This window comes from Thalassobacter sp. HA4-2, assembly GCF_055693705.1.
Window position 1 is genome coordinate 1,235,053 of record NZ_JBVFUK010000001.1, and the last position, 15,944, is coordinate 1,250,996.

At 63.3% G+C, this 15,944-nt stretch carries 16 protein-coding genes; 7 read left to right on the forward strand and 9 right to left on the reverse strand.

Annotated elements, in window-relative coordinates; genetic code table 11:
* Position 1 precedes the first annotated feature (1 nt).
* Entirely contained in the window at positions 2 to 1,951 is a 1,950-nt protein-coding gene (gene thrS, locus ACZ1G0_RS06305) for a threonine--tRNA ligase (RefSeq protein ID WP_472736167.1), read from the reverse strand.
* Positions 1,952 to 2,193: 242 nt separating this feature from the next.
* Between thrS and ACZ1G0_RS06310 the strand changes: the two genes are divergently transcribed.
* From ACZ1G0_RS06310 to ACZ1G0_RS06335, 6 genes are all read left to right on the forward strand, one after another.
* Positions 2,194 to 2,400, forward strand: coding sequence for a hypothetical protein (locus ACZ1G0_RS06310; RefSeq protein WP_472736168.1), 207 nt, complete (start codon positions 2,194 to 2,196; stop codon positions 2,398 to 2,400).
* A 155-nt stretch (positions 2,401 to 2,555) separates the two neighbouring features.
* Positions 2,556 to 3,245 (forward strand): alpha/beta hydrolase, encoded by a 690-nt coding sequence (locus tag ACZ1G0_RS06315; protein WP_472736169.1) that lies wholly within the window; start codon positions 2,556 to 2,558, stop codon positions 3,243 to 3,245.
* A 53-nt stretch (positions 3,246 to 3,298) separates the two neighbouring features.
* Positions 3,299 to 4,276, forward strand: a complete 978-nt coding sequence (locus tag ACZ1G0_RS06320) for an alpha/beta hydrolase (protein WP_472736170.1) — start codon at positions 3,299 to 3,301, stop codon at positions 4,274 to 4,276.
* A 14-nt stretch (positions 4,277 to 4,290) separates the two neighbouring features.
* Positions 4,291 to 4,911 (forward strand): hypothetical protein, encoded by a 621-nt coding sequence (locus ACZ1G0_RS06325; protein WP_472736171.1) that lies wholly within the window; start codon positions 4,291 to 4,293, stop codon positions 4,909 to 4,911.
* 172 nt (positions 4,912 to 5,083) lie between these two features.
* Positions 5,084 to 6,103: a LysM peptidoglycan-binding domain-containing protein gene (locus ACZ1G0_RS06330; RefSeq protein WP_472736172.1), complete on the forward strand. Its 1,020-nt coding sequence runs from the start codon at positions 5,084 to 5,086 to the stop codon at positions 6,101 to 6,103.
* 10 nt (positions 6,104 to 6,113) lie between these two features.
* Positions 6,114 to 7,163 (forward strand): transporter substrate-binding domain-containing protein, encoded by a 1,050-nt coding sequence (locus ACZ1G0_RS06335; RefSeq protein WP_472736173.1) that lies wholly within the window; start codon positions 6,114 to 6,116, stop codon positions 7,161 to 7,163.
* 66 nt (positions 7,164 to 7,229) lie between these two features.
* Here the strand turns inward: ACZ1G0_RS06335 and ACZ1G0_RS06340 are convergent, their stop codons facing one another.
* From ACZ1G0_RS06340 to ACZ1G0_RS06365, 6 genes are all read right to left on the reverse strand, one after another.
* The gene (locus tag ACZ1G0_RS06340; protein WP_472736174.1) at positions 7,230 to 7,571 is read right to left on the reverse strand and encodes a DUF427 domain-containing protein; all 342 of its coding nucleotides are present in this window, start codon (positions 7,569 to 7,571) and stop codon (positions 7,230 to 7,232) included.
* A 67-nt stretch (positions 7,572 to 7,638) separates the two neighbouring features.
* Complete coding sequence (locus ACZ1G0_RS06345) at positions 7,639 to 9,435, reverse strand: aminopeptidase P family protein (RefSeq protein WP_472736175.1); 1,797 nt, start codon at positions 9,433 to 9,435, stop codon at positions 7,639 to 7,641.
* Between the two features lie 79 nt (positions 9,436 to 9,514).
* The gene (gene cobT, locus ACZ1G0_RS06350; RefSeq protein WP_472736176.1) at positions 9,515 to 11,386 is read right to left on the reverse strand and encodes a cobaltochelatase subunit CobT; all 1,872 of its coding nucleotides are present in this window, start codon (positions 11,384 to 11,386) and stop codon (positions 9,515 to 9,517) included.
* A gap of 48 nt (positions 11,387 to 11,434) precedes the next feature.
* Positions 11,435 to 12,421, reverse strand: a complete 987-nt coding sequence (gene cobS, locus ACZ1G0_RS06355) for a cobaltochelatase subunit CobS (RefSeq protein WP_472736177.1) — start codon at positions 12,419 to 12,421, stop codon at positions 11,435 to 11,437.
* A gap of 314 nt (positions 12,422 to 12,735) precedes the next feature.
* Positions 12,736 to 13,092, reverse strand: a complete 357-nt coding sequence (locus ACZ1G0_RS06360) for a hypothetical protein (protein ID WP_472736178.1) — start codon at positions 13,090 to 13,092, stop codon at positions 12,736 to 12,738.
* Positions 13,093 to 13,302: 210 nt separating this feature from the next.
* Positions 13,303 to 13,929, reverse strand: coding sequence for a DnaJ domain-containing protein (locus ACZ1G0_RS06365; protein WP_472736179.1), 627 nt, complete (start codon positions 13,927 to 13,929; stop codon positions 13,303 to 13,305).
* Positions 13,930 to 14,006: 77 nt separating this feature from the next.
* On the opposite strand from ACZ1G0_RS06365, the gene ACZ1G0_RS06370 reads away from it, so the two are divergent.
* Positions 14,007 to 14,264, forward strand: a complete 258-nt coding sequence (locus ACZ1G0_RS06370; RefSeq protein WP_472736180.1) for a BolA family protein — start codon at positions 14,007 to 14,009, stop codon at positions 14,262 to 14,264.
* Between the two features lie 4 nt (positions 14,265 to 14,268).
* On the opposite strand, the gene ACZ1G0_RS06375 is transcribed toward ACZ1G0_RS06370, so the two are convergent.
* Together ACZ1G0_RS06375 and ACZ1G0_RS06380 are read right to left on the reverse strand one after the other, a co-directional pair.
* Positions 14,269 to 14,760 carry a DUF4177 domain-containing protein gene (locus ACZ1G0_RS06375; protein WP_472736181.1) on the reverse strand — a complete coding sequence of 164 codons (492 nt, stop codon included), beginning with the start codon at positions 14,758 to 14,760 and terminating at the stop codon, positions 14,269 to 14,271.
* A gap of 96 nt (positions 14,761 to 14,856) precedes the next feature.
* The gene (locus ACZ1G0_RS06380; protein ID WP_472736182.1) at positions 14,857 to 15,696 is read right to left on the reverse strand and encodes a hypothetical protein; all 840 of its coding nucleotides are present in this window, start codon (positions 15,694 to 15,696) and stop codon (positions 14,857 to 14,859) included.
* Positions 15,697 to 15,944: the final 248 nt, after the last annotated feature.

Consider the following 15,944-nt stretch of genomic DNA (forward strand, 5'->3'; position numbering starts at 1 on the left):
GTTAGACGCGTAGATCGGGGGCCAGCGCGTCGTTGGCCAATTCGGGGATCAGGTCGGCCAATGGCACCACCTGCGTCTGTTTTTCGCCCAAGCGTCGCACGGTGACGGTGCCGTCCTCCACCTCCTTGCGGCCCACGGCCAGGATGACCGGTACCTTGCCCAAGGAGTGTTCGCGCACCTTGTAGTTGATCTTTTCGTTGCGCAGGTCCAGCTCTGCCTTGATGCCCGCCGCTTGCAACTGGGCCACGGCCTGCGTGCAAAAGTCATCTGCATCGGACACGATGCTGGCCACGACGACCTGACGCGGGGCCAGCCAGAAGGGCAGCTTGCCCGCGTGTTCCTCGATCAAGATGCCGATGAAACGCTCGAACGATCCAAGGGTCGCGCGGTGCAGCATCACAGGCCGGTGCTTGGCCCCGTCCTCGCCGATGTAGGTCGCGTCCAGCCGTTCAGGCAGGTTCGCATCCACCTGCAGGGTCCCGCATTGCCAGTTGCGGCCAATGGCGTCGGTCAGGGTGAATTCCAGCTTGGGCCCGTAGAACGCGCCTTCACCGTCCAGTATTTCGAACTCATAGCCCGCCGCGCGGCAGGCATCCCCAAGGGCGGCCTCCATCTTGTCCCAGCTTTCGTCGGACCCGATGCGCTTTTCGGGCCGAGTGGACAGTTTGATCGTCCAGTCGTGGAACCCCAACTCGCCATAGATCTTGGACAGGAAGGCGATGAAGATCGCCGTCTCGGATGTGATCTGATCCTCGGTGCAGAAAATGTGCCCGTCGTCTTGGGTAAAGCCCCGCACCCGCATGATCCCATGCAGCGCGCCCGATGGCTCGTAGCGCGCGCAGGACCCGAATTCTGCCATCCGCAAGGGCAGGTCGCGGTAGGATTTGATCCCTTGGTTGAAAATCTGCACGTGGCAGGGGCAGTTCATGGGTTTCAAAGCGTTGACGGCCTTCTCGCGGGCGTGGTCCTCGTCCACCTCCACGATGAACATGTTGTCTTGGTACTTGTCCCAGTGGCCCGAGGCTTCCCACAAGGCGCGGTCCACGACCTGCGGGGTGTTGACCTCTACGTAGCCGCCCGCGCGTTGGTTGCGGCGCATGTAGTCTTGCAGGTCAGTGTAGACGCGCCAGCCATTGGGGTGCCAGAACACCTGTCCCGGCGCCTCTTCCTGCATGTGGAACAGGTCCATCTCGCGGCCCAGACGGCGGTGGTCGCGCTTGTCGGCCTCCTCCAGGAAGGTCATGTATTTCTTCAGGTCTTCGCGGTTGCGGAAGGCCACGCCGTAGATGCGTTGCAGCATGGGCCGGGTGTTATCCCCAAGGAAATAGGCAGCCGAGACGTTCATCAGCTTGAACGCATCGGCAGGGACTTGACCCGTATGCAACAGGTGCGGCCCCCGGCAAAGGTCCATCCAGTCCCCGTGCCAATACATGCGGATGTCCTCGCCCTCGGGGATCTTGTCGAGGATTTCGACCTTATAGGGCTCGTCGTTGTCGATGTAGTGCTGGCGGACCTTCTCGCGGGACCACAACTCCGTGCGCACGGCGTCGCGGGCGTTGATGATCTCTTTCATCTTCTTTTCGATCACGGCGAGGTCTTCGGTCGTGAAAGGCTCTGCCCGGTCGAAGTCATAGAACCAGCCGTTGTCGCGTACGGGGCCGATGGTGACCTTCACCCCGTCGAACAGCTCTTGCACCGCGCGGGCCATGATATGGGCCAGATCGTGGCGGATCAGTTCCAGCGCCGGGGTCTCGTCGGCCATGGTGTTGATGGCGATCTTGGCATCGGCCTCGATGGGCCACTGCAAATCCCAGTGCTGGCCGCCCACGGTGGCGCTGATGGCCTTTTTGCCAAGGGATTTGGAAATGCCCTGCGCGACCTCCAGCGGCGTCGTGCCAGCGGGCACCGCGCGTGTGTTGCCATCGGGAAAGGTGAGGGTGATATCGGCCATTGTCGGCTCCCTATCGGTTTGGCGCCCACGGAACGCCCGGTTGCGGGTTGTATGTCGGTGCGGTTTTGGCGGTCGGGGCAGGGCGTGTCAACGGCTGCGCCGTCTGCATTTTGCGTTGTGTGCCAATGTATGCACAAAATGGCTGGTAAATTCATGAAAATCATGAATTTTTTGCCTTTGACGCGGTGCAGCATTTTCGGGCACGTTTCCGATACGAAACAGAATCTGGATCGGAGAGCCTGATGCCCGCATACAACCGCACGTTCGATTTGTCCGTCGAAGACCTCGACCTGATCGAAACCGCCCTGCGGCGCAAAAAACGGGACTTGGTCGCGGCCGCGCCCGAAGGCACCGACGAGACCGTCCGCGACATCCACGAATTGCTGGGCCGTCTGCACAATCAAAAGCAATTTTACCGCCCCAAATCAGGCGTCTACGTGGGTGGCTAGCCGTCCGTCCTGACGCCTCGGACGCGAATTTGGCGGCCGACCTTCTTTTTGGGTTTACAGGGCGAAATTCCTTTCTACGTTGCTTTAGTCAGCAAGGAGGATCGGCCTATGCAACGAATGACTACCCCCAAGGAAGACGCGTCGCGTTCAAGCAAGTGATTGGCAACGGCCAGGGCGTCGTGTTCCTTGGTGGCTACAAATCCGACATGGAAGGGTCAAAGGCCCAGTACCTGCACAGTTGGTGCGATCGGACGGGTCGACCCTTCACGCGATTTGATTACTCCGGGCATGGGGCCAGCCTTGGCACCTTCGAAGACTTTGCCATCAGCGATTGGTTTGAGGATGCCATCGCCGTGATCGAGGCCTGTACCAAGGGGCCGCAGGTGCTGGTCGGCTCCTCTATGGGCGGTTGGATCGCCCTGTTGATCGCTCGCGACCGTCCCGACCTTGTGCATGGGCTTGTCACTGTGGCCGCGGCGCCGGATTTTGCCACCTCAAAGTGGGACAGCCTGACCGAAGCGCAGCGCAAGGCGGTCGCGGAAAAGGGCTATCACCAAGAACCCAGCGACTACGGCGAAGACTATATCTTTACCAAACGCCTGTTCGAGGATGGGGCTAAGATGCGCGTCATGGACAAACCTTTGTCCCTGCCGTTTCCCGTGCGCATGTTGCAAGGCACCGAGGACAACGCCGTGACGGCAGAAACGGCGACGGCGTTGCTGGGCCACGCGGACAGCCCGGACATGTCGCTGACCTTCGTGAAGGGCAAGGACCATTCCTTCAGCGATTCGGAGTGTCTTGATCTGTTGGGACGCAGCGTCAAAGAGGTCATCGCGCTGGCATAATCCCTTGACGCGCTGACCCAAGTGCCGCCCCATGTCCCAAAGGGGAGGCACCTATGCTGACATTTCTGACGTGGACCGCGCGTGTGCTCGCCGGGCTGGTCGCCGTGGGGGCGGCCCTTTGGGTGTTTGGACCCTACGAACCCGTAGACGCAGAGGTCGCCTTTGACCCTGCCGCCTTGGGCACGGACCTTGATGCCGATCTGGCAAGCGCAGAGGGCGATGTGCCCGGGATCACGCCCGGCACCGAAAAACGGATCCTATGGGCGGGCGAGGTTGGGGCGCAGACTGATATCGCGATCGTTTACTTGCACGGCTTTTCCGCCACCTCCGAGGAAATCCGCCCCGTGCCTGACCGTGTGGCGCAGGCCCTCGGCGCGAACCTGTATTTTGCGCGGCTGACGGGGCATGGGCGCGATGGTGCCGCGCTGGCCTCTGCCACGGCCGGCGACTGGATCGAGGACGGGGCCGAGGCGCTGGCCATCGGGCAGCGTCTGGGCCAGCGGGTGATCGTGATGGCGACCTCCACCGGTGGCACGTTGGCCACCCATATGGCCAGCCAGCCCGCTTTGCGCGAGGGCGTGGCAGGTATGGTGATGATCTCGCCCAACTACGAATTGGCCAATCCCGCCGGTGCCCTGTTGTCGTGGCCCGCGGCGCGGTACTGGGTGCCGCTGGTGGCGGGGGCGGATCGGTCCTTTGACACGGTGAACGAAGACCACGCGCGGTTCTGGACCAACGCCTATCCCACGGTCGCCACCCTGCCCATGGCCGCCCTGATGAAACATGTCGAGGGGGCGGACCTCGCCGATGCGCCGCCCGCCCTGTTCCTGTTTGCCGATGCAGATCAAGTCGTTTCTGCCACGGCCACCCGCGCCGTTGCGGACCGGTGGGGCGGGGCGGTGACCCTGAACCCGGTGACAGTGGGGCCGGGGGACGATCCCTATGCCCACGTCATTGCGGGGGACATCCTGTCGCCCGGCATGACCGACAGCACCGTGGCCACCATCGTGGATTGGGCGCGGGGCCTGTGAGGAAACCGGCCAGCATGTGGTCCCTGGAAACCTTGGGCCGCGTGCGCCTGTCGCCCTACTTTTTCATGCGGGAGTTTCTGTATTCCGAAATCGGGAATTTTCACCGGATCCAGAACATCCCCGACGATCCCGATACGGCGATCAAGGCAGGCCGCGCCCTGTGCGAGACCTTGCTGGACCCGCTGGTGGAAACCTTCGGCATCGTGTCCATCCGCTCTGCCTATCGGGCGCCCGCGCTGAACCAATTCGGCAACGAGAACGGCTTGAATTGCGCGCGCAACGACTACAACTGGGGCCGCCGCATCTGGGACGTGCCCGACGCCGAGGGGCGGCTGGGGGCCTGTGCCACGGTGGTGATCCCGTGGTTCGCGGATCAATACGCCCAAGGGCGGGACTGGCGCGATCTTGCGGGCTGGCTGGATGCGCACCTGCCATTTCACGACGCGTGGTTTTTCCCCAAGCTCTGCGCCTTCAACCTGACCTACCGCCACGACCCGGAGCATCGCGTGTTTTCCTATGTTGCGCCCAAGGGCGAATGGACCGGCCCCAAGGACCCCGAGCGTTGGGCAGATTTCCCGGCCTTCCGCGCCCTTGATCTGCCGCGCGCGCCCATCCCGTGGACGTGTGATTCTTAGGCATTCACCATCCGTGCAGGGGCTAAGCCCCTATGGCACAAGCATATGTCGTATTCGTGTTGAAATGTTGCGAGAGTATGTGATTATACACCCAATATCTTGGGGGATATCACATGAAACTGACGACGACTCTGACGGCGGCACTGGGCCTGTCGTTGATGGCAGGGGGGCAATGGCCCAATCCTGCGGCGGAAACTACACGGTGCAGCCGGGCGACAGCCTGTCTGTGATCGCGGACAAACTTTACAAAGACGTAAGCAAATGGTCCGCCATTTACCAAGCCAACGTCTCCACCATCGGGGACCGGGCGGACCGGATCACCGTGGGCATGCGCCTGCGGATGACCTGTATCGACGGTCTGCCCACGGGGCTGGATGGCGGTGTGGACGTGGCCCGGGTGTCGGCCCCGACGGCCCCCCTTGTCGTGCCTTTGGGCGACGCCTCTGTACGGCAACGGATCAACCTGCTGACGGCGGACGATTATGCACCCTTCACGGACCGGGACCTGCCACAGGGCGGCATGTTCACGGACGTGGTGGAAAAGACCATGCAGGCGGTAAACCCCGACGAGGGCTTTGCGATCCACTGGGTCAACGACTGGTCGTCCCACCATGAACCGCTGCTGTCCAACGCGCTGCTGGACCTTGGGTTCCCGTGGTTCAAACCCGACTGCGAGGCCCAGCCCGATACCTATCGCTGCGTGAACCTTGTGTTCTCGGATCCGGTGTTCGAGCTGTTGACCCTGCTGTTCGTCTCGACCGCGCAGCCGTTCTCCTTCACCCGGGATCAGGACATCTACGGCAAGACAATCTGTCGGCCCGCGGGCTATTCCACCTTTGCCCTGGATCAGGACGGTCGCAACTGGCTGGCCGATGGGCGCATTCAGCTGTCCCAGCCGCAACAGATCGACGATTGCTTCCGCCAGTTGGTGGACGGCGAGGTGGATGCGGTGATGCTCAACGAATTCACGGGCCGCACCAAGATCAAGGAGCTGGGTCTGGACGGTCAGGTTCAAGTGGCCGGTGGCTTGCCCATCGCCATTGACGGTCTGCACGTGATTGCCCACAAATCGCACCCTCAGGCGGACGCGATGATGGCGATGATCAACGATGGCCTCGATCAGATCAAGGCCAGCGGCACCTATCAGCAGACCATCGACGAACACATGGCCCGCATCTGGGCCGAGTTCTAGGAGGGGGCCGATGTCACACACACGCCACCTCACCCTTGCGGCCCTGTCCGCCACCGCGATGATCCTGGGCGGCACCACCGCCCAGGCGCAAGCCACCTGCGAGCCGCTGAAATACGACGTGAAACCCGGGGAAACCGTGTTCCAGATCGCCGAGACCTTCTACGGCAGCCTGGAACAATGGTCGCTGATCTTCTATTCCAACAGCTCGGCCCTGTCGAACCCGCTGGAAATCCCCGCCGGTACGACCCTGACGATCCCCTGTCCGCCCAATGGCGCGGGCTTTGCCGTGGCCGACGCGACCCCCCTGCGGGTCGAAAACGCCGAGATGAAGCTGGTCACAGGCTCCAACTACTCGCCCTTCACGGACCGCAGCTGGACGGGGCAGGGCATGGTGACCGAACTGGTCAACGCCGCGCTGGAGGATATGCCGAACCCCGTCACCTATTCCATCGCGTGGGAGGATGACTGGTCCAAGCACCTGTTCCCGATGCTGGACGAGAAAGAAGTGGACATGGGCTTTCCCTGGCTCAAGCCCGATTGCGTGGCGACGCCCGACAACGAGCGTTGCGCGAACTTCCACTTCTCTGAACCGCTGGTGGAAATGCTGGTTCTGATGTTCCAGCACCGCGACCGCCCCGTCACATTCGAGACGGATGCCGATATCGCGGGCGCTACCCTGTGCCGTCCGGCGGGTTATTTCACCCACGATCTTGACCGCACAGACCGCCGCTGGCTGACCAATGGGACAATCAATCTGGTGCAACCCGACAGCCCGGACGAGTGTTTCCGTCTGCTTATGGCGGGCGAAGTGGATGCGGTCACGGTCAACGAATTCCTCGGCCTGACCAAGATCCACGAACTGGGCCTGAAAGACGTGGTCACCCCCGTGCGCCGCCCCCTGTCCATCGAGGGGCTGCACGTCATCATCTCGAAAAAGCACTGGCGCGGGACGACATTCCTTTATCGGTTCAATGCGGGTCTACAGGCCCTCAAGGCGTCAGACCGGTATGACGAAATCGTCTCCAAACACCTTGGCCTGTTCTGGCAAACCGTGAACTAAGCCAGAGCCCGAACATGCAAACGGCCCCGCAGGTGATGCGGGGCCATTTCGCGTTTCAGGCAGGGGTCAGACCCGTTCGACAAAAACCTTAGAGGTGTAAAACGCGATGTGATCCGCGATTTCGGTCACATCTTCAACGGGCGCGTCATAGGACCAGGCGGCATCCTTTACCCGTTCGCTGGCCCCGACCAGATCGTAGTGGGTGGCCGTCCCCTTGTGGGGGCAGCGGGTCTGCGTCTGCGACACCTCCAGAAACGCCATGCCGATGTCCGACTTGGGAAAATAGATCACGGGCGGGTAGCTGCCCTCGGACAGTTCCAGCGCGGATTTGCTTTCTGCCAGCACGCCGTCGTCGGTGCGCACGACCCACGTGCCCTCGGCCTTGGTGATGTTTATCAATTTTTGCATGTTGTCTTCCTTTCGGCAAAACATAAGCCCAAAGGCGCACAGGTCCACTGCCAAGTTCGCTTGACAGCTAAATCGGGGCGCAGGCCTGTGCCAGCCAGCTGCGCGCGGCCCCCTCGATCCTTGGGCTGATCTTTTCCCAGACCTCCGCGTGATAGGCGTTCAACCACGCCCGTTCCGCACGGGACAACGCCTCTGCGTCGATCAGGCGGCGGTCAAAGGGCACGAAGGTCACGGTCTCGAACCCCAGCTGGTCGCGGTGGTCATCCCCGCCGGGCAGCTTGGGGGCCGGTTGCACCACGATCAGGTTTTCCAGCCGGATGCCGTAGTGCCCGGGCACGTAGTACCCCGGCTCGTTCGACAGCATCATGCCCTGTTGCAGCGCCAGATTGGACACCCGCGACAGGCGCTGCGGCCCCTCGTGGACGGACAGATAGACCCCCACACCGTGCCCCGTGCCGTGGTCGAAATCGCGCCCCGCCGCCCAAAGGTGCTGGCGTGCCAAGGCATCCAGATGGGCCCCCGCAACCCCCGAAGGGAAACGCGCGCGGCTAATGGCGATCACCCCTTGCAGAACCTGGGTATAGGCCGCGCGGTGTTCCTCCGCGGGCGGTTGCAGGGCCATGGTCCGTGTAATGTCCGTGGTGCCGTCCAGATACTGCCCGCCACTGTCCACCAGCATCAGGGCATCCCCGGCAAGGGCGCGGTTGCTGTCCTGGGTCACGCGGTAGTGCATGATCGCCCCATTTGGCCCGCTGCCTGCGATGGTATCAAAGCTGATGTCACGCAGGGCGTTGGTCTCGCGCCGGAACCCCTCCAGCGCGCGGACCACGTCAATCTCGGTCAAATCGCCCGGGGCGTTCGCGTCCAGCCATGCCAGAAACCGCACCATGGCCGCCCCATCGCGCAGGTGCGCCTCGCGCGTGCCCGCGATTTCCGCGTCCGTTTTGCAGGCCTTGGGAATCGCGCACGGGTCGCGCATGTCGCGTGCCTCGATCCCCGCCGAGGTCAGCGCCCGGTACACCCCCAAGGGTGCTGTGCCGTAGTCCACGCCGACGGGACCTGACAGGGTGCACAGGGCGGCCTCGAACGCCGCCCAGGGCAGCAGGGTGATGGCAGGATCCGCGCCCAGCCCGTCGAACTTCGCCGGGTCCGAAAACAGGTCCACCCGGCCATCGTCGTAGACAATCGCCAGCGCTTGCACGACGGGGTTGTGAGGGATGTCACTGCCTCGGATATTCAGCAACCAACAGATCGAGTCCGGCTGGGTCAGCACCGCCGCCCGCACACCTGCCTCGCTCAGGGCTGCAGCGATCTCGGCGCGCTTGGTCTCGTCGCCCTTGCCCGCAAGCTCCGGGGGATAGGCCTCGGCGGGCTCGGACGGGCGGGCAGGGCGGTCGGCCCAGATCCGGTCCACAAGGTTGTCTACATCGCGCAAGGCGCAGCCCCGCGCCTCCAACGCATCGGCCAAGCCCAGCCCCTCGCGCACGGTGTGCAACCACGGGTCCAGCCCCAGCACATCGCCCGCCACCAGCCGCGCGTCCAACCACGCGGCAAGGCCCACCTCGGGCCAGTCCACCGGGGTGAAGGCCTCCAGCGCCACTTGGCCTTTGACTTGCGTGCGGTAGCGTCCGTCCACGAACACCCCGGCCTCGTCCACAAGGGCCGCGCAAAAGCCAGCCGACCCGGTGAACCCCGTCAGCCAGGCCAGACGCGCATCGCAATCGGCCACATATTCGCCCTGATGGATGTCCGCGCGCGGGATCAAAAATCCGGCCAACCCCTCCTTGGCCATCTGCGCGCGCAAGTCCGCCAATCGCGCCGGTCCCGCGCTGCCATCCGCTGTGGTGTCGAAACTTTGAAACATGGCCTATCCCTCATTGTTCCACAAATACCCTCGGGGTCTGGGGCAGCGCCCCAGCGGGTCGCCGCAAGGCGAAACCCGATTATGCCCGGCGCGTCCCCATGACCCGGGCGCGTGCGCGCGGGTCACTGTCAAACAGGGACGCCAGTTGCTCGGTCATGGCCCCCGCCAGCTGTTCCACATCCGTGATCGTCACGGCGCGGTCATAATACCGGGTCACGTCATGGCCGATGCCAATCGCCAGCAGTTCCACCGCCTTGCGCTTTTCGACCATGGCGATCACGTCGCGCAGGTGCTTTTCCAGATAGTTGGCGGGGTTGGCGGACAGGGTGCTGTCGTCCACGGGCGCGCCGTCGGAAATCACCATCAGAATCTTGCGCGCCTCGGGCCGTCCCATCATCCGCTTATGCGCCCATTCCAGCGCCTCGCCGTCGATGTTTTCCTTCAGCAAGCCCTCTTTCATCATCAGGCCCAGATTGTCCCGGGACCGCCGCCACGGGGCGTCCGCCGATTTGTAGATGATGTGGCGCAGGTCGTTCAGGCGACCCGGCTGCTGCGGGCGGCCCTCTTTCAACCACTCCTCGCGGCTTTGTCCGCCCTTCCACGCGCGGGTGGTAAAGCCGAGAATCTCTACCTTCACGCCGCAACGCTCCAATGTCCGCGCCAGCACATCCGCACAGATCGCGGCGATGGAAATCGGGCGCCCCCGCATGGAGCCTGAGTTGTCCAGCAGCAAGGTCACGCAGGTGTCCCGAAACTCCGTGTCCCGCTCCATCTTGAAGGACAGGGGCGTGGTGGGGTTGGCCACCACACGGGCCAGACGGCCTGCGTCCAGAATACCTTCTTCCAGGTCGAACTCCCAGCTGCGGTTCTGTTGCGCCTGCAACCGGCGTTGCAACTTGTTGGCCAGCCGCGACACGGCGCCCTTCAAGGGTTCCAACTGCTGGTCCAGATAGGCGCGCAACCGCTCCAACTCCGGCGGCTCTGCCAGATCCTCGGCGGCAATCACCTCGTCGTATTCGGTGCGGAAGACCTCGTAATTGGGGTCGGCGTCGGACACCGGCGGGGGCGGCGGAGGGTCCATGTTTTCGTCGGCGTCCGGCATCTCCGCCTCTTCGGCGTTCTCCATCTCTGCCATATCGTCCATGGACACGCTGGCCTGTGCCGCGTCCTGCTGCTGCTCCTGGGATTGCTCGGGGGCCGCTTCTTCGTCCTGTTCGGTGTCGTCGTCGTCATTGCCGGTGCTGTCGGGCTCTTCCTGCTCGTCCGACTGGCCCTCGTCCTCCTGATCCTCGTCCTCTTGGTCGGGATCATCGCCCAGCTGATCGCCGTAGCCCATGTCCTCGATCAACTGGCGCGCCAGCTTGGCAAAGGCGGTCTGGTCCGCCAGCACATCGTTGAGGTTTTCCAGCGTGCCGCCGCAGCTTTCCTCGATAAACCCGCGCCACAGGCCCATCACGTTGTCGGCGGCGGGCGGCAACGCGCGCCCCGTAGCGAGGTGCCGGATCAGATAGCCCGCGGCCGTGGACAAAGGCGCCTGTGCGGCATCGCGAATCTCGCCATAGCCGCGCCGGGTCGCCTCGGACCCGATCTTGGCGTCGATATTGCCAGCGGTGCCGGGCATGGCCCGCGCGCCCACGGCCTCGCACCGCGCGGTCTCCATCGCCTCGTACAATTCGCGCGCCATGTTGCCCTTGGGCAGATAGCGCGCCGCTGTGCCCGCATCATGGTACTTGTGCCGCAAGGCATAGGCATCCGCCGTCCCACGCGCCAACAACACCTCGTCCCGGGTCATCCGGCGGCTGACCTGCGGCAGACGCACCGTGTCATTCGTCGCCCCCGGAGGGTCCACGGAATAGGTGATCCCCAGATCGGGATCATCCGCCATGACCTTGGTCGCCTCGGCCAGCGCCTTCTTGAACGGATCAGCGGGGTTGTCGGTGGGTTTGTTCATCACGGTCCCTCCCGGGCTGGTGTACGAATTTTCGTACGAAAATTCGCCCTAGCCCAACGCCATGCTCGCCGCACTTTCAGGCAGCTCTTCGTCGAAACAGCGCTGGTAGAACTCGGCCACGGTCTGGCGTTCCAGCTCGTCACACTTGTTCAGGAACGACAGGCGGAAGGCATAGCCCACATCCCGGAAAATCCGCGCGTTCTCGGCCCATGCGATCACCGACCGGGGCGACATCACCGTGGACAGGTCCCCGTTCATGAACGCGGTGCGGGTCAGGTCGGCCACGGTCACCATCTGGCTGACCTGCTTGCGGCCCGCTTCGGTGTTGTAGTGGGGGTTCTTGCTGATCACGATGTTCGTTTCGGCGTCATGGGACAGATAGTTCAATGTTGCCACAAGGGACCAGCGGTCCATCTGCGCCTGGTTGATCTGCTGGGTGCCGTGGTACAGACCCGTGGTGTCGCCCAGACCGACCGTGTTGGCCGTGGCAAACAGGCGGAAATAGGGGTTCGGCGTGATGATCTCGTTTTGATCCATCAGGGTCAGCTTGCCATCCGCCTCCAGCACGCGCTGGATCACGAACATCACATCCGCCCGGCCCGCGTCGTATTCGTCAAAGACGATGGCCACGGGGTTGCGCAGGGCCCAGGGCAGGATCCCCTCGTGGAACTCCGTGACCTGCACGCCGTCCTTCAACTTGATCGCATCCTTGCCGATCAGGTCGATCCGGCTGATATGACTGTCCAGGTTTACACGCACGGCGGGCCAGTTCAGACGGGCCGCAACCTGTTCAATATGGGTCGATTTGCCCGTGCCGTGGTAGCCCTGGATCATCACCCGGCGGTTGTAGCCAAAGCCTGCAAGGATCGCCAAAGTCGTGTCGGGATCAAACTTGTAGGTCGGGTCGATCTCGGGCACCCGCTCCGATGGCGCGGCAAAGCCCTTGACCGTCATATCGCTGTCGATGCCAAAAACATCGCGCACCGAGATATCCTCGGTAGGTTTCATGTCGTTGTTCATGCTGCCGTCCGCCATTTTCGTCTCCCGATGCCGTGTTGGACCCTCGGGCCACGGGGTGCAACATATATCAACGAAGGGCAAGGGGAAGGGGAAGGAGTGCTACCACACACCCCTTCCCGGGGGCGCCCTGCGCCAAGATGGCACAAGGGCGCAACGCACATCAGGGGGCACCTGCCGGGACAGGGCCTGCGCCGATCCATCTGTGCGAAACAGGACAGATCGGAATGCAAAGGCGCGCCCATGGGGCACGAATGTATAAAGAGGGTTGCATCCAAATATCCGTGTTTGTCGTGAAAGACGCCGCCCCAAACAAACGGGGCAGCAGGCAATCAGACGGTCACGGGCGGGGCATGGGCCGGCGGGGGCAGGGCGGTGGACACAGGCGCGCGCAGTTGTGGGGCCAAGCCCAGACGCACCACATCGCCCCACGCCGCCGCGCGCCACGCAGGGACAATCGCGGCAGGGGTCAGGTCCACAAGGGTCAAGGCGCAGGGACGCTCGCTGTCCTCGCCCACCTCGACGGCCTCGCCACTGGCATCAATCATGATGGTTTTCAGGCTGGACCCGGTACAGATCACGATGGTGTCCACACCGGGCACCACCTCCGCCAGTACAGCGACACCGCGCGGGGCAAGGATACCCAACGTCACGGCAAGGATCAGCAGAGTGCGCAACAAAGCAGCCATACCTTGTCGTACCGTCCCCGCCCTGCGCACACAAGACTGACCTCGCCCCAAAGGACGGCGCCCCGCTTCATTGGGTCAAAAATACCCCAACACGCCATTTCCCACAGGCACGCCGCCCGAATGATGCCGCGCTTGGCCACAGCCAAGCGCCCGAAATATCACGTGATTGGCCACGGGGCCAATCGCATTTTGGTCAAACCACGGGCGCGGTCACTTGAACAGCTTGCTGTCCTTGATCTGGTCCCAGGCCCAAACGACCTCGCCCAACTGTTCCTCTTGGGACCGGTCGCCGCCGTTCATATCCGGGTGCAGCACCTTGATCAGTTTCTTGTAGGCCTTGCGGATCTCGGCCTTGTCCCAATGGTCCTTGGCCTCCAGGATCTCGATGGCGCGGCGTTCCTGCGCCGGCAGCTTGCGACCACCGCCCGCGCCCTTGCCCTTGTTTTGGGTGGCATTGCCCCCCAGCACCTGATGGGCGTCATCCACACCCAGCCGGGCCCAGGCCCGCTCTTCGGCGCTTTGCTTGAACGGCTTGGTGGGACGGTCGCCCACTTTGTCCCGCTCCATCTGCGCTTCCATCTCCGCCTCGGTGGTGCCTTCAAAGAAGTTCCACTTCAGGTTGTACTCGCGCACGTGGTCCTTGCAGAACCACAGGTAGTCGTCCAGCACATCGGGCGCGCGGGGGGCACGGTACTGGCCGCGTTCTTCGCAGCCGGGCGCTTCGCACACCCGCTGGCTGGTCTCGAACGCGCCGGACATGCCGCGCCGCCCGCGGGTGTTCTTCTTTTTCGCGGTCGAGACACGCATGTCGAAATTAAACGGATCACTGCTGGACATCTGCTCGCCCCTTCTGTTCCAAGGGTGCATACTTTAGCCGAACCAGCACAGAGGTGAAGGGGTGGAGGCCCAAAAACATGACCAAAGCAGATAAAATTGAACAGGCCCTGCGCGCGGCCCTCAACCCCACGCGCCTGGAGGTCATCAACGAATCCCACAAACACGCCGGCCATGCGGGCGATGATGGCACCGGCGAGACCCATTATCAGGTGATCATCCGCGCCCCAGCCTTTGCCGAGATGTCGCGGATCGCGCGCCACCGGGCCGTGCATGATGCTCTTGGCAAGGACCTCGTGGCGCAAATCCACGCCCTTGCGTTGGATATCGCGGCGTGACCGGCTACTCCGCCGCGCCCTGACGCCGGATCGCCGCCGGAGAGGGCGAGACCTCCCGGTCCTTGCGCGCCTCCAACAGGCTGATCACGGCCGGGTCCGCATCGTCGGCATGGGCCGTGTCTGATGTGTCCATGTCGTACTTTGCCCAAGGGTCCAGGGCCGGGTTCAGTGCGGCGACCGCAGCGGCCACTTCGGGCAGCAACATTGGCGGCACAGGCGCCTGTGTCACCGCATGGACCGAGGGCGTCGCCGCGATCTGTGCCAATCTGGCCCGCCGGAACACCAGCACGTTGTAGTAATTTGTGGTCCGCTTGGTCAGGCCCACGCGGTCCTCGCAGGGCAGGGTATCGGCGCGGACATACTCCCACCCCTCGGCCCCCATCTCGTTCATCAGGCTGGCCATGGCATGGGCAAACTTGGCCTCGTTCCCCTTGACCCCCTTGCCGCGCAGCCCGCGCTTGGGGGCAGGCACTACCTTGTATTCAAATTCTTGCATAACGACCCATCCCATTCTGGATTGTTTACACTATCCCTGCAGATTGTGGCGAAGGTGCGGAAGGATTGGGGTTTCCGATGGGAGGTTTGAGGGCATTCAGGGGGACGGGTGCCCACAGGCCCGCGACAGGGACAGCGCCGATTTTTCTGTCCGGGCCTCTTCCTCGCTTGGCAGATAGCCCAGACGCGACACCTCCATCAGGACCTTGTCGAGGTAGCGCAAATTCCAACGGGCCGAGTCGTGCGGCGTTGCAAGGGGCTTGCAGGGGGCAGGCGCGCTGTGCATCAGGGGATTGTCCGGCGCGCGGGCCTGTGCCGCCCAGAACTCAAGTAGTTCGTCCGTCGGTCCGATCTTGCGTCTGGTCAGAAACCGATGGGTGCGCAACAGGTGGATATCGGGCTTCACCGCCAGACCCAGATCCGCCAGTCCATGCAGCACGGATGTCTCTCCCCATCCCGTGCCGAGGGTCTTGGCCGCCGCGCGCACGGCTTGAATGCTGAACCCCTCCTCCCAGATCGAGGGCAAATGGCAGGGCAAGTCGTCCACCGCCGCCGCAAGGGTCTGGATTGCAAACAAGCGCCATGAGGCCACGGTGATCAGCGGTGTGTCGCAGGGACGATTGAAGTTGTTTGGGGACGACCATGAGGTGCTGACGCCTTTGGTGTGTGTGATCCCAAAAGGGTCAGCGCCGCAGACCACATAGGCCCGCAGGGTGTCACTCGTGCGGTCCGCTTGTGGCAACAGCTCAATGATCTGATTGGACCACCGCGTCCCCGTGGCCACGCGCGTGTTGGCAAACAGCGGTTTGGACCAAAAGGCATCCCACAGGCAGTCGGCACAGTCGGGAGAGCGGGCGACTGCTGCATCCGCTAGGGCGGCCGCCTCCCTGTGGGCGGCGGGCGGCAGAGCCTTGATGAAGCCGATAAGCTGGGTCAAGCGTTCAAGTTGGATTTCGGGCATCTCGCAGCGTTATGGGCGAACAAGTTGCGGTATAAATGCACCGTTACACAGGGCGAGGAACCCGTCAAACGCGCGCCGTGTGCGCGGGGGGTACAGGCGAAGTTCGGGCGATTTGGATTTATCACCCAAAAACAAAACCCACCGCCTTTCGGGGTGGGTTTCGGGGGTGTTTTCGGGGGGATTCCCAGAGGGCCGTTTTGCCCCCGGGGCGGCGGGACAAGTCC

Coding starts and splice junctions, on each gene's coding strand:
- cobS (WP_472736177.1), bottom strand. CDS start 12,421: ATGGCGGACGGCAGCATGAACAACGACATGAAACCTACCGAGGATATC.
- ACZ1G0_RS06365 (WP_472736179.1), bottom strand. CDS start 13,929: ATGTCCAGCAGTGATCCGTTTAATTTCGACATGCGTGTCTCGACCGCG.
- ACZ1G0_RS06345 (WP_472736175.1), bottom strand. CDS start 9,435: ATGTTTCAAAGTTTCGACACCACAGCGGATGGCAGCGCGGGACCGGCG.
- ACZ1G0_RS06335 (WP_472736173.1), top strand. CDS start 6,114: ATGTCACACACACGCCACCTCACCCTTGCGGCCCTGTCCGCCACCGCG.
- ACZ1G0_RS06320 (WP_472736170.1), top strand. CDS start 3,299: ATGCTGACATTTCTGACGTGGACCGCGCGTGTGCTCGCCGGGCTGGTC.
- ACZ1G0_RS06310 (WP_472736168.1), top strand. CDS start 2,194: ATGCCCGCATACAACCGCACGTTCGATTTGTCCGTCGAAGACCTCGAC.
- thrS (WP_472736167.1), bottom strand. CDS start 1,951: ATGGCCGATATCACCCTCACCTTTCCCGATGGCAACACACGCGCGGTG.
- ACZ1G0_RS06340 (WP_472736174.1), bottom strand. CDS start 7,571: ATGCAAAAATTGATAAACATCACCAAGGCCGAGGGCACGTGGGTCGTG.
- ACZ1G0_RS06325 (WP_472736171.1), top strand. CDS start 4,291: ATGTGGTCCCTGGAAACCTTGGGCCGCGTGCGCCTGTCGCCCTACTTT.
- cobT (WP_472736176.1), bottom strand. CDS start 11,386: ATGAACAAACCCACCGACAACCCCGCTGATCCGTTCAAGAAGGCGCTG.
- ACZ1G0_RS06360 (WP_472736178.1), bottom strand. CDS start 13,092: ATGGCTGCTTTGTTGCGCACTCTGCTGATCCTTGCCGTGACGTTGGGT.
- ACZ1G0_RS06375 (WP_472736181.1), bottom strand. CDS start 14,760: ATGCAAGAATTTGAATACAAGGTAGTGCCTGCCCCCAAGCGCGGGCTG.
- ACZ1G0_RS06370 (WP_472736180.1), top strand. CDS start 14,007: ATGACCAAAGCAGATAAAATTGAACAGGCCCTGCGCGCGGCCCTCAAC.
- ACZ1G0_RS06330 (WP_472736172.1), top strand. CDS start 5,084: ATGGCCCAATCCTGCGGCGGAAACTACACGGTGCAGCCGGGCGACAGC.